Annotated in this window: 11 protein-coding genes; 7 read left to right on the plus strand and 4 right to left on the minus strand. The window is 73.7% G+C overall.

The annotated features are described in order from the left end of the window. The first annotated feature begins 89 nt into the window (after positions 1-89). The gene (locus ACIP93_RS24150; RefSeq protein WP_401761603.1) at positions 90-2,096 is read left to right on the plus strand and encodes an amino acid adenylation domain-containing protein; all 2,007 of its coding nucleotides are present in this window, start codon (positions 90-92) and stop codon (positions 2,094-2,096) included. 70 nt (positions 2,097-2,166) lie between these two features. Here ACIP93_RS24150 and ACIP93_RS24155 read toward each other — a convergent pair whose 3' ends face one another. Then, positions 2,167-3,408: a cytochrome P450 gene (locus ACIP93_RS24155; protein WP_380837526.1), complete on the minus strand. Its 1,242-nt coding sequence runs from the start codon at positions 3,406-3,408 to the stop codon at positions 2,167-2,169. 262 nt (positions 3,409-3,670) lie between these two features. Here ACIP93_RS24155 and ACIP93_RS24160 point away from each other — a divergent pair, with 262 nt between their 5' ends. The 4 genes from ACIP93_RS24160 (at position 3,671) to ACIP93_RS24175 (ending at position 7,369) form a co-directional block, all read left to right on the plus strand. After that, positions 3,671-4,516 (plus strand): thioesterase II family protein, encoded by an 846-nt coding sequence (locus ACIP93_RS24160; RefSeq protein WP_401761605.1) that lies wholly within the window; start codon positions 3,671-3,673, stop codon positions 4,514-4,516. Next, on the plus strand, positions 4,509-5,297 hold the full coding sequence (locus ACIP93_RS24165; RefSeq protein WP_401761607.1) for an SDR family NAD(P)-dependent oxidoreductase: 789 nt from the start codon (positions 4,509-4,511) through the stop codon (positions 5,295-5,297). The genes ACIP93_RS24160 and ACIP93_RS24165 overlap by 8 nt, the downstream gene beginning before the upstream one ends. Positions 5,298-5,411: 114 nt before the next feature. After that, a complete protein-coding gene (locus ACIP93_RS24170) occupies positions 5,412-6,653 on the plus strand; it encodes a pyridoxal phosphate-dependent aminotransferase (protein ID WP_345226114.1) in 1,242 nt (413 codons plus the stop codon). Beyond that, on the plus strand, positions 6,653-7,369 hold the full coding sequence (locus tag ACIP93_RS24175) for a tryptophan 2,3-dioxygenase family protein (protein WP_401761609.1): 717 nt from the start codon (positions 6,653-6,655) through the stop codon (positions 7,367-7,369). The genes ACIP93_RS24170 and ACIP93_RS24175 overlap by 1 nt, the downstream gene beginning before the upstream one ends. A gap of 126 nt (positions 7,370-7,495) precedes the next feature. Here ACIP93_RS24175 and ACIP93_RS24180 read toward each other — a convergent pair whose 3' ends face one another. Then, positions 7,496-8,005 (minus strand): helix-turn-helix domain-containing protein, encoded by a 510-nt coding sequence (locus ACIP93_RS24180; protein WP_401761611.1) that lies wholly within the window; start codon positions 8,003-8,005, stop codon positions 7,496-7,498. A 377-nt stretch (positions 8,006-8,382) separates the two neighbouring features. Here ACIP93_RS24180 and ACIP93_RS24185 point away from each other — a divergent pair, with 377 nt between their 5' ends. Beyond that, on the plus strand, positions 8,383-9,579 hold the full coding sequence (locus tag ACIP93_RS24185; RefSeq protein WP_345226121.1) for an NAD(P)/FAD-dependent oxidoreductase: 1,197 nt from the start codon (positions 8,383-8,385) through the stop codon (positions 9,577-9,579). A gap of 117 nt (positions 9,580-9,696) precedes the next feature. On the opposite strand, the gene ACIP93_RS24190 is transcribed toward ACIP93_RS24185, so the two are convergent. Beyond that, positions 9,697-10,077: a VOC family protein gene (locus ACIP93_RS24190; RefSeq protein ID WP_345226123.1), complete on the minus strand. Its 381-nt coding sequence runs from the start codon at positions 10,075-10,077 to the stop codon at positions 9,697-9,699. Between ACIP93_RS24190 and ACIP93_RS24195 the strand changes: the two genes are divergently transcribed. Next, a complete protein-coding gene (locus ACIP93_RS24195; protein WP_401761613.1) occupies positions 10,076-10,963 on the plus strand; it encodes a DUF3253 domain-containing protein in 888 nt (295 codons plus the stop codon). The genes ACIP93_RS24190 and ACIP93_RS24195 overlap by 2 nt on opposite strands. On the opposite strand, the gene ACIP93_RS24200 is transcribed toward ACIP93_RS24195, so the two are convergent. Further along, complete coding sequence (locus tag ACIP93_RS24200) at positions 10,956-12,497, minus strand: amino acid permease (RefSeq protein ID WP_345226128.1); 1,542 nt, start codon at positions 12,495-12,497, stop codon at positions 10,956-10,958. The genes ACIP93_RS24195 and ACIP93_RS24200 overlap by 8 nt on opposite strands. Between the last annotated feature and the right edge of the window lie 13 nt (positions 12,498-12,510).

A 12,510-nucleotide genomic window follows, 5' to 3' on the forward strand; every position in this document is an offset into this window, starting at 1 on the left:
GGGTCAGGGTGAGGGCACCTGTGTCGCGCGCGGCGCCCCCGCAGGGCGCCGGACCCGTCCAGCGGCACCGTCACACGGGAGGTCGCTCGATGCCAGCCAACCCCTTCGAAGACCCGGACGAGAGCTACCTGGTCCTGTGCAACCAGCGCGGCCAGCGGTCGCTGTGGCCCGCCCGGCTGCCGGTCCCCGCCGGGTGGCCGGTGGAACTGCCCGCGACCTCCCGGGCCCGCGCGCGTGCGTACGTCGAGGAGGTCTGGCCGGACGTGCGCCCGCACACCCCGGCGGCGTCGTCCGCCGAGACCCTTCCCGTCCTCTTCGAGCGGGCCGCGGCGAGACACGCGGACCTGCCCGCCGTCGAGGGCGAGCACACCGCTCTGACGTACGCGCAACTCGGCGACCGGGTGAACGGGCTGGCCCGACGGCTGATCGCGCACGGCCTGGGCCCCGGCGACCTCGTCGGGATCTCCGTGCCCCGCGGCCCCGACCAGGTGGTGGCGGCGCTCGCCGTGACGACCGCCGGAGCCGGCTACGTACCCCTGGACCCCGGATACCCGCCCGCGCTGCTGCGCCACATGGCGGCCGACTCGGGGCTGCGGACGCTGCTGCACACGGGCCCCGTGCCGGTCGACGTCACCGGTCCGGACACCCTCGACATCACCGGTCCGGACACCCCCGGCCCCGCCGCCCCGGACGCCGGTGACCGCCCCGCCGGGCCGGTCACCGACGAGGAGCGGCGGCGTCCGCTGCGGGCCGATGACACCGCGTACGTCATCTACACCTCCGGGTCCACCGGCGTCCCCAAGGGCGTGGTGATCCCGCACGCCGGCATGGCGGCGCTCGCCGAGGCGCAGCAGCACTGGATCGCCCCGGGCCCCGGCGACCGGGTGCTCCAGTGGGCCTCGTTCAATTTCGACGCCGGGTTCTGGGACCTGACGCTGGCCCTGCTGTCCGGGGCCACCCTGGTGCTCACCGACGACCGCGCGGTGCTGCCCGGCGAGGAGCTGCGCCGCACCCTGATCGACCGGCGGATCAGCCACGCGGTACTGCCCCCGGTCGCGCTCACCGCCACCGACCCGGACGGCGTGCTGCCCGGCGGCGTGGTGCTGTCCACCGGGGACTCCTGCACCCAGGCGCTGGTGGCCCGCTGGGCGCCGGGCCGGCGCATGTTCAACGGATACGGGCCCACGGAGATGACCGTGGGCGTGACCATGGCGGGCCCGGTGCGCCCCGGCGAACCGGTCAGCATCGGGGAGCCCTGGCCGGGCAACGAGGTCCGGGTCCTGGACGTCGCCCTCCAGCCCTGCCAGTACGGCGAGGAGGGCGAGCTGTACCTGGTCGGCGAGGGCGAGGCGCTCGGCTACCTCAACCGGCCCGCCCTGACCGCCGAACGGTTCGTCGCGGACCCGTACGGCGTACCCGGCAGCCGCATGTACCGCTCCGGCGACCTCGGCTACCTGGACAAGGACGGCCCGCTCCACTTCACCGGCCGCGCCGACCGCCAGGTCAAACTGCGGGGCTTCAGGGTCGAACTGGGCGAGGTGGAGGCCGCGCTGGAGTCCTGCCCGGGGGTCCGGCTCGGGGCGGTCGTCGTCACCGGCGAGGTGGACTCGGCGCGCCTGGTGGCCTTCGTGGTGTCCGGCACGGACCCGGCGGGCGGCGGCCCCGGGCTCGCGGAGGAACTGCGCGGCCTGCTCGCCGCGCGGCTGCCCGCGCACATGGTGCCCTCGCGAATCGAGGTGGTGGCGTCCCTGCCGATGACCAGCAACGGGAAGATCGACCGTCGGGCCCTGGAGCAGCGCGCCGCCGCGGCGCGGCGCGCGGGGGAGTCCGGGGCCTCGGAGGGGGCCGGGGCGTCGGCCGGCCGGGCCGTCGACCTGTCCGACCCGGTGGCCGCTCTGTGCGCGCTGGCCGCCAGGGTGCTGGAGGTGCCCGAGGTCGCGCCGGACGACAACTTCTTCGACCGGGGCGGCCATTCGGTCCTCGCGGTGCGGCTCGCCAAGGCCGTCCGGGAGGAGTGGGGGATGAACCTGCCGGTGCGGGCGGTCTTCGAGCGGCCCACCATGGCGGAGCTGGGCGGCCTGCTGTCGCCCGCGTGAACCGGGCCGCACCGGCGCGGGCCCCGGGCGGCCCGCGCCGGTGCGGCGGCACCCGCTCCGCACCGCGCCGTCAGTCCAGCCGCAGGCGCAGCGCGCTGTGCCCGAACAGGAAGTTGGAGTAGACGCGCGGCGGTTCCGCCAGGACCTCGATCCGGTCCACCCGCCGGACCAGCGACTCCAGCACCGCGGACAGCTCCAGCCGGCCGAGGAAGGCCCCCAGGCAGAAGTGCGGGCCGTGCCCGAGCGCGAGGTGCGGGTTGTGCTGCCGGCCCACGTCGAAGCGGCGGGGCTCCTCGAAGACCTCGGGGTCGTTGTTGGCCGAGATGTTCCACAGGGTGACGATGTCGCCCGCCGCCACCTCGGCGTCCCCGATCCGCAGGTCGACGGTGGCCGTCCGGGCGAAGTGCATGGCCGGGGTGACCCAGCGCAGCACCTCCTCCACCGCGGTGTGCACCGCCGCCTCCCCGGTGCGCAGCCGACGCCACTGCTCCTCGTGGACGCCCAGCGCGTGCAGGGCGCCGATCGTGGTCACCCGGGTCGACTCGTCGCCCCCGAGGATGAGGCTGTAGCAGTTCAGGGCGAGGTCGTCCTCCGTCATGGTCTCGCCCTGGACCCGCGCCCCGGCGATCATGCTGATCACGTCCTCGCCGGGCCGGCGCCGCCGCTCGCGCACCACGTCCACGAAGTACGACAGGATCTCGTTGCGTGCCTCCAGCGCGTCGAACGGGTCGTCCTGCGCGCTCTCCGAGGACAGCGCCCGCTTGTTCCACTCCAGCAGCGACGGCCGGTCGGCGGCAGGCAGTTCGAGCAGGTCGCACACGGTGTTCAGCGGCAGGTGCTCGGCGATGTCGCGCGCGGCGTCGGCCTCGCCCGCGCCGACCACGGCGGCCACCAGGGCGTCCGCCCGCTGCCGTACCGCCTCCTCCACGTACCGCAGCACCCTCGGTGAGAAGGCGCGCAGCATCACCCGGCGCAGCTCGCGGTGGCGGGGGCGGTCCGTCACCGCCAGCATCCGCCCGCCCGCCGAGTCGGTGCCGCGCAGCAGGACGTCCAGCACCGTCCCCCGGGCCGAGCCGAGCCGGGCCGCGTCCTTGTAGCAGTCCTGTACGTCCCGGTGCCTGGCCACCGCCCAGAAGCCGGGGCGGCCGCCCACCGGGGGGTGACGGCGCACGGGCTCGCTGCGGCGCATCCGGTCCCAGTAGGCGTACGGGTCGTTCTCGACGAAGGCGGCCGGGTCGGCGAGGTCGAGAGCCGCCCAGGAGGTGTCGTCGTACGGGCCGTCGAAGGCGGCGGCGTGGTGGGAGGAGACCACCGGGAGACTCCTTTCGGCCCGGCGGACCGGGCCCGTGCGGGAGCGGCCGGACGCGGACACCGGGGTACGGGCGCCCGGCACGGACATCCGGCCGGCAGGGGGACTTCGCGCCCCGATCGTCGCCCCCCGGGGCCGCCCCCGAGACGGCGCTGAATGAATGCTGACGGATTCGGCGGCGGCCCCCGCCGGGCGTGTGATTCTCAACTCGACGACGAAGAAGGGGAGATGGGGAATGGGTGTGCACCGTGGAACCGTACGTACGGTGACCGGCACCGCGGGTCCCGGCCTCCGGCTCCTCGTGCTGCCGCACTCCGGCGGCCGCGCGGAGAGTTTCACCGGCTGGCGCACCGCGCTGCCCGCCGCGTTTCCCGGCACGGCGGTGGACCTGTGCGTCGCGCAGTACCCGGGGCACGGCGACCGGCTGGCGGAGCCCGCGCGCGAGGACGTCGGCGCGATCGCCGAGGAGATCGTCACCGGGCTGGCCCGGCTGCCGCCCGCGCGCCTGGTCCTCTTCGGCCACAGCTTCGGCTCCGCGGTCGCCTGCGAGGTGGCCCGCCGGAGCCCCGCGGCGGGCCTCGACGTCACCCTGCTGGTCGCGTCCAGCGCCTGGGCCCCCGGCGATCCGGCCCGGCCCCCGCGCGGCGACCACCTGCTGTCCGACGGGGAGTTGTGGGAGCGCCTGGTCGCCCTCGGCGGCATCGACCCCGACCTCGCGGCGGAGACCGAGATCCGTGACCTGGTGCTGCCCGCGATGCGCGCCGACATCGCCGCCCACGAGCGCTACCTCGGCTGCCCCGACCCGGTGTCGCTCGACTGCGACGTGCACGTCTGCGTGGCCCGCGGAGACCCCCTGGTGCCGGTCCTGGCCGCACGCCACTGGGCCCGCCTCACCACCGGGAACGCGAGCGTCGACATCAGACCCGGAGCCCACTTCCACGTCTTCGACGACCCGGCGCTCCTGCTGGCGGGCCTGGCACGGCGGGTACCGCCACGCCCACCTGCGATCCCCATCCACGCGAACGGAGGCGGTCCGGCGCATGAGACGCACGATTCCCCCGAGCCGTACGAGCCCCATGGGTTCCCTGAGTCGCACGAGTCCCATGGATGAAACGGGCAGGGACACGGAGCGCGGCGGTGACTCCTGGGCGGGCCTGCGCCTGGTCGTCACCGGCGGCGGCTCGGGCATCGGGGCAGCCGTGGTCGCCCGCGCCGCCGGGCTCGGCGCCGACGTCCTGGCGGTCGGCCGCCGGGCCGACCGGCTGGCCGAGGTGACCGCGAAGGCCCAGGCCGAAGGACCCGGCACCGCCGTGCCGTACGCCGTGGACGTCACGGCCCCCGACGCCGCCGCCCGGATCGCGGACCGGGCCCGGGACGTGCTCGGCGGCGTCGACGCGCTGGTCAACAACGCCGGGCACGCCGTCTTCGACCGCCTGGAGGACGCCGCCGAGGCGGACCTGCGCGGCATGGTCGACACCAACCTGGTGGCCCCCGCCCTGCTGATCCGGGCGCTGCTTCCCGCGTTGCGCGCCAGCCGGGGCTGCGTGGTCAACGTGTCCTCCGTCGGCGGCGTGCTGGCCATGCCCAACCGGTCCTTCTACGGGGCCAGCAAGGCCGCCCTGAACTCCCTGACCAGGTCGCTCGCCGTGGAACTCGCCCCCGAGGTCCGGGTGAACGCGGTGCTGCCCGGCCCGGTCGACACCGGCCTGTGGGACCTGGCGGCCGGCGAGGGCGCGGACGCCCTGCGCGAGAGGATCGTGTCCGGCACCCCGCTGGGGCGGTTCGGCCTGGCCGCGGAGGTGGCGGCCTGGGTGTGCCACCTCGTCGACCCCGGCTCCTCGTCCTGGGTCACCGGCTCCCTGGTGTCCGTCGACGGCGGCCGCGCGGCCTGAGCCGTACCCGCGGAGCACCACCCGAGCCCCGCCTCCGGAGCATCGCCCGCCCGCACGGGCGGGCCCCGCCCCCTGCCCCGCCCCACCTGCCCCCAGCGGAAAGGCAAGACCCAGATGACGCAGACAGCCCCACCGTCGTTCGCCCCGGCCTCGGCGATCCCCTCCTCCTGGCTGTACGAGTCCTTCCGGATCGCCAACGAACGCGAACGCGAACACCCCGGCCAGATCAAGCTGCACGTGGGCGAGCCCGCCTTCGGCCCGCCGGACTCCGTCGCCAAGGAGTTCGCCGACGCCGTCATCGACGGCCGCGCCCGCTACATCGACGTCCAGGGGCTCCCGGAGCTCCGCGAACGCCTCACCGGCAAGCTGGACACCGTGAACCGCGTCGACACCGAGCCCGCCCGGCTCTTCGTCACCCCCGGCTCGTGCCAGGGGCTCAGCGCGCTGATGCGCAGCCTCGTCCACGCGGGGGCGGAGATCCTGATGCCGGAGATCCACTGGCCCGTACACCTGCAACAGGCCCTGCTCGCCGGATTCCGCCCGGTGTTCTACCAGCTCGACGAACACTTCGCCCCCGACCCCGAGTCGATCCGGCGGGTGGCCGGCCCCGCCACCCGGGTGCTGCTCCTCAACACCCCGTCCAACCCCACCGGCGCGGTCGCCGACCTCCCGCTGCAACAGGCCCTCTACGAGATCGCCGACCAGCACGGCTGGCAGATCATCAGCGACGAGGCCTACGAGGACTTCGCCTTCTCCGGTCCCCACCACTCGATCGCCGCCCTGGAACGTGCCAGGCCCGCCGCCCAGCGCCTGGTCAACAGCGTCTTCACCTTCTCCAAGGGCCCGGCGATGACCGGCTACCGGCTCGGATACGTCGCGGTGTCGCGCCCGGAGACCGCCGCCGCCATGCGCTCGGTCCAGGAGTCCTGCATCATCGCGCCCAACGCGCCCGTCCAGTACGCCGGGCTGGCCGCCCTCGACGCGTCGGGAGCCCTCGCGGGCAACCACGACTTCGTCCGGGGTAACCGGGACACGGCACTCGCCCCGCTGGTCGAGGAGGGACTGCTGCCCGCCCTGCCCGGCGGCGGCTGGTACGCCATGGCCGACGTCTCCTCCACCGGCCTGACCGGCGAGGAGTTCGCCGCCGAACTCATGGACCGGCACGACGTCGTGGTCGTGCCCGGCAGCGGCTTCTCCGCCCGGCCCGAGTTCGCCCCCGACGGCACGCTGCTGCCGCTCGTGCCCGGCGGCGCCGCCTCCGGGTTGGTCCGGATCGCCTTCTGCGTCGACCGCGAGCAGCTCACCACCGGGGTGGAGCGCCTGGTCGAGCTGGTCCGCGAGAAGAGGCAGGGGTGATGCCCGAGGAGGTGACGTACGCCTCCTACCTGAAGCTCGACGAACTGCTGACCCTCCAGGTGCCGCGCACGCCCGGGAGCGAGGCCGACCTCGCCACCGCCCTCTCGGAGCAGTTCTTCATCGTCAGCCACCAGACCTGCGAACTGTGGCTGAAGCAGATCCTGGGCGACCTCGCCGCCGTCGAGGGCAACTTCCGCACGATGACCACCGGGGGCCTGGAGCGGTCCGTCGACCTGCTCTACCGGTGCTGCGAACTGCTGCGCCTGCTGCACGAGCAGCTCATGGCGCTGGAGCGGCTGCCGCTGGAGGACTTCGCCCAGTTCCGGGCGCACCTCGGCACGGCCAGCGGCGCCCAGTCCAGCCAGGCCCACGAACTGGAACGGGTGCTGGGCAGCGCCAGCCGCTCCGGAACGTTGTTCCTGGCCTTCCGCGCCGGTCTGCAGCGAACCGGCACCGACCTGGAGGAGATCGTCGCGGCGGGCGTCGAGGCGGGTTCCCACCACCGGGTCGTCGAGGCGATGCTCAGCGTGGGCAACGGGTACTTCCAGTGGAAGATCGGGCACGTGGGCCTGGTGCTGAAGATGATCGGCGAGCAGCCGGGCACGGCGGGCACCTCCGGGGCGGCGCACCTCATGGGCCGCGCCACCATGCCGTTCACCGAACTCCACGAGCTCCGCGGCAAGGTGCACGAGCGCAGACGCCGGCAGGCGGGCTGAACCCCGGGCGCCCACAGGCGCCGGAGGACGTACGCGCGAAGTGTCCGGCCCCGAGCACGACGGGCCGGACACTTCGCGTGCCGGGGCCGGACGGGACGGCGCCGCCCGGCGTCCTGCGTGGACGGGTCAGCCGGCTGTCTCCAGGATGTAGCCGCGCCCCCAGACCGTGCGCAGGCTCAGCCGGACGCCGTCCAACCGCTGCCGCAGCCGCATGATGTGCAGGTCGATCGCGTTGCTGGTGACCTTCTCGTTGTTGATGCGGCCCAGGGCCTCCTTCAGCGTGTCCCGGCGTACGAGATGGCCGAAGTCGGCCAGGAAACATCGCATCATCTCGCTCTGCGCCTCCGACATGGGCACCGACTGGCCGCCGTAGTAGAGGACCCCGGTCGGGTCCAGCGCGGGCATGAAGTCGGTCCCGGTGCGCTGTTGCAGCGTGTGGACGCGGGCCGCCAGGTCGAGGCGGCCGACCGGGGGGCGCACCCAGTCCTCGGTGGGGGAGATGTCGTTCGGCGGTGCCGTCTGGCCCTCCAGGACCAGCAGGCAGGGCAGTCCCGCCTCGCGCAGCTGGTCCCTCTCGTGGCGCTGGACGGGCCAGCGGAGGAACTTGACTTCTTGCGTGTGAACGAGCGTGGCCATGGTCGTGACCCCGTTTCCCGTGACAAGTGGCGAGTGACGTCTGGGGGGCGGACGCCCTGGGTGCGGACGTCCGGTGTGCGGACATCTGGTCGAGACCGGCGGCTCCGGCGCGGCACGCGCCCGTCGCCCCGGCGGGTCGATCCTGCCCGATCTCGATTCCAGGTCGATTCCGCGTCGATTCCGCTTGGCCGGGGGCCCGATTCCGGTCCGGCCGGAGCGGAGTGCCGCACGGTGAACCGCGCTGCTCAGCCGGTTGCCGCGGGCGCGGCGAAAGAAGCACGACATGGTCGCGTGGGACCGCCCGGTGATCGGCAACAACCCTCGTAAGGGAACAGACCGCCCCCGACCTTCACGGCGGTCACGATCGGGAGCACGTGATGAGAGACGAGAACCGCACACCGCGCCGACGGGTCGCCGTCATCGGCGCCGGCATCACCGGCCCACTGCTGTCCGTGTGCCTGGTGAGACTGGGCTTCGAGGTGGATCTGTACGAGGCGTACGTGCGCCGGGCGCAGGACGTGGGCTCGTTCCTCAACCTGGCTCCCAACGGACGGGCCGTGCTGGAGCGCCTGGGCCTGGCCGACCGGGTCCTCGAACAGGGCGTCCCGGCCGGCTCCATCGCCTTCGCCAACCACAGGGGCAGGGCACTCGTGCGGAACCCCGAGCGCACCACCAACATCATGCGCGGCGAACTCAGCGGCGCCCTGCGCGAGGCGGCCACCGACTCCGGGGTCAAACTGCACACCGCCAAGCGGCTCGTGGCCCTGGCGGAGAACCACGACGGCGACTGGCGGCTCGGCTTCGAGGACGACACGCACGCCGAGGCCGACCTCGTGCTCGGCTGCGACGGCGTGAACTCCACCACGCGCCGCCTGCTGCTGCCCGACGCGCCCCGCCCCGCCTACACCGAGGTGGTCGGTTCCGGGGGCAGGGCGCGGCTCGGCGCCTCGGAACTCCCGGTGGACGGCCGGTTCCACATGGTCTTCGGCCTGCGCGGCTTCTTCGGGTACCAGGTGGTCTCGCCCGGGGAGGTGTGGTGGTTCGAGAACCACCAGGAGACGGACGAACGCAGCTTCGCCGAGCTCGCCGCGATCGACGACGCCCGCTGGGTGGCCGCCCTGGCCGACCGGCACCGTCCCGACCCCGCCGTGGTCCGCCGCATCCTGAACGCCTCCACCGGGCCGGTCGGCCGCTGGCCGGTCCACGAGGTGCCGCCCCTGCGGACCTGGCACCGGGGCAGCGCCGCGGTGCTGGGCGACGCCGCGCACGCGGTGGCCCCGCACCTGGGGGCGGGCGCCGCGCTCGGCATGGAGGACGCCTACGAACTCGCCCTCGCCCTGTACGAACACCCCACCCCGCAGCGGGCGTTCACCGCGTTCGAGGAGTCCCGGCGGGAGAGGGTGGAAGCGATGGCGAAGCAGGCCCGGCAGACGGGTGCGGTGATGACCCCCGACAAGTGGATCACCCGGGTGATACGTGACCTGATGCTGCCGATGGCCATCAAGCAGGGGGTGCGCAAGGGCACCGAGGCCTACTCCTACCGGCCTTCGCCGTGGCCGGTGCGGACCGGCTGACCGTCATCCGGGCGCGGCGGTCACGGAAGCAGCCGTGACCGAAGCGGCCCCCGGGGCCTCCCGCCGCCGCGAGGCGCGGTGCGGAAGGCCCCGGGGGCCGTCGATGCGGGCCGGCGGTCAGCGCAGGTCGCCGGTGACGATCCACAGGTGGCCGAACGGGTCGCGCAGGCGCCCTTCCCGTTTGCCGTACGGGCGGTTCTCGACCGGCACGACCACCGTGCCGCCGCCTTCGACCATCCGGGCGGCGACGGCGTCCTGGTCGTCGAACTCCGCCTCCAGGAGGACCGGGGACCCGCCGACGTCGTCGGGCGAGAGCCAGCCCCAGTCGGTGACGGCGGGGGAGAGGGACAGCGGCGAACCGCCGACCTGGAGGACGACGACCATCACGCGGCCGCTCTCGTCCTGGGCGCGGAAGACCTCTTCGGCGCCCATGGCCTTCTGGTAGTAGGCGGCGGCGGTGTCGGGATCCGGGACGATCAATCGTGGCGTCAGACTCATGAACCGACTGTATTCCCACACGGCGGCCCGCAGCGGACTTTCGAGCGGTTCGCGCCAGGTGTGCGACAGAGTTCTCCGCCGGCCGCACAGGTCACGTGGCGGACGACGCCCCGAAGAACCGGATTCGGCACTGGACCGCAGCCTGGAACGCGCCGTCCTCGGACTCCTCGCCCGCCGGGGCCCCTCCGCGACGAGCTGCCCCCGCGACGCCGCCCGGCCGGCCTCCGACTGCGGCGGTGACGGTCGGCGGGTGCTCCTGGAACCCGTACACCGCGCCGCCCGCCGACTGACCGAGGCGGGCGAGGCCCGGACCACGTCCGGCGTCTTCGCCGCCGACCGGGCGATCAGCGCCTCCATCTCCGGAGGTACGTCCGCGCCCAGCGAGGCCCGGACGGGCGGCTCGGCGGTGACGTGCAGACAGCCGGTCCGGAAGCCCAGCCACCGCCCAGCTCACCGCACCGGCCGGAATGGTGACGTTCCGGCGCATCGAACTGCCTCGACGCCTGCGAGCACGCCGACGCCGTCGTCCTCCGGCCCTGTGCCGAGGGACGCAGGGCCGGAGGCCGACCTGTCCGGCCCGGCCAGGTCGACGGCCCCGGCGCCGCCGCGGACACCACCGCCCGGGTCGCCGACGGCGGCCCCGGTCCGGCCGATCCGCCCGGCGTCCTCGACCTCTGCGCCTTCCAGCCCTCACGTCGCGTCCGGGCCGGCCTCCACGACGAGCAGCACCCGCCCGGCACTGCCGACCCCGCGCGCTGAACGGCCGTACCGGCTGTCCGGCGCGCGCGTTTCCCACGCCGTCGCCGTACGGACCGCGGGGGCGCGGCCACCGGGAGACCGGCGGCCGCGCCCCCGCGGCGCGAAGAGGCGGAGACCTGTCAGATGATGCCCTCCGCGATCTCCTCCCGCTCGCGCTTGGTGCCGTACGCCGCCTCCGACGGCGTCCCGTAGGAATCGCGGGCCACGTACCACCACGCCGTCGCCAGGAGCAGTACCGCCGCCATCGCGAACACCGCGTAGTTCATCGTGTCCCAGTTCACCGGCGCCTTCTGCGGCAGCATGAACAGCACCGTCACGACGGCCACCCACGACACGGCGATCCAGCCGATCGGCTTGCTCCAGCGGCCGAGGTTCCACGGCCCGGGCTCGAACCGGTCGCCCGCACGCAGCTTCAGGAAGATCGGGATGGCGTACGCGGGCGTGATGCCGATGACGTTGATCGCGGTGACCGCGGAGTACGCGGTCGCCGAGTACAGCGACGGCACGGCGATCAGGCACGCCATGCCGACCGACAGCCACACCGCGGGAACCGGCGTCTGGGTGCGGCTGCTGACCCTGCGCCACAGCTTCGAACCGGGCAGCGCGTTGTCGCGGCTGAACGCGAACACCATCCGGCTGGCCGCCGCGACCTCCGCGTTGCCGCAGAACAGCTGGGCGCCGATCACCACGAGCAGCAGCGCCGTCGCCCCGCCGTCGCCCAGCGCGTCCAGCAGGATCTGCGCCGGCGGCACCCCGGTCTCGCTGCCCACGGTGCCCGCGTAGTCCTGGATGGCGAAGGTGAGACCGGCCAGCAGGGCGAACCCCGCGATCCAGGACACCCAGATGGCGCGCACGATGCCGCGCGGGGCCGTCACCGACGCGTTCGAGGTCTCCTCCGACAGGTGGGCGGAGGCGTCGTAACCGGAGAAGGTGTACTGCGCCAGCAGCAGGCCGATGGCCGCCACATAGACCGGGCTGTCGATGCCGGTGTCGTTCACGAACTCGGTGAAGACGAACCCCGCCGACTGGTGGTGGTCGGGGACGATCACCAGCGCGCCGACGATCACGGTGACACCGGCGATGTGCCACCACACGCTGATCGAGTTGAGCACGCTGACCAGCCGCACGCCGAACAGGTTGAGCACCGCGTGCAGCAGCAGGATGCACATGAAGATGAGCATCGTCGACCCGGGCGTCGGCTCGAAGCCGAACCGCAGATTCAGGAACGCGCCGGTGAACAGCGCCGCACCGTAGTCGATGCCCGCGATCGCGCCCAGCAGGCCCAGCAGGTTCAACCAGCCGGTGTACCAGCCCCACTTGCGGCCGCCGAGCCGGTCGGCCATGTAGTAGAGCGCACCGGACGTCGGGTACGCGCTGGTCACCTCGGCGAGCGCCAGGCCGACCGTGAGGACGAAGAGGCCGACGCCTATCCACCCCCACATCATCACGGCGGGGCCGCCGGTGCCGAGGCCGAAGCCGTACATCGTCATGCAGCCGGACAGCACGGAGATGACCGAGAAGCTGATCGCGAAGTTGCCGAAGCCGCCCATCCGGCGTGCGAGCACCGGCTGATAGCCGAGTTCCCGCAGACGCTGCTCCTCGTCCTGCGGGGCGACAGCGTCCGGGCGGGACGATTTCGGTGGGGAGAGGGACATGGTCATTCCTTCGGAGGGG

Source organism: Streptomyces sp. NPDC088745, assembly GCF_044751045.1.
GTDB lineage: Bacteria > Actinomycetota > Actinomycetes > Streptomycetales > Streptomycetaceae > Streptomyces > Streptomyces cremeus.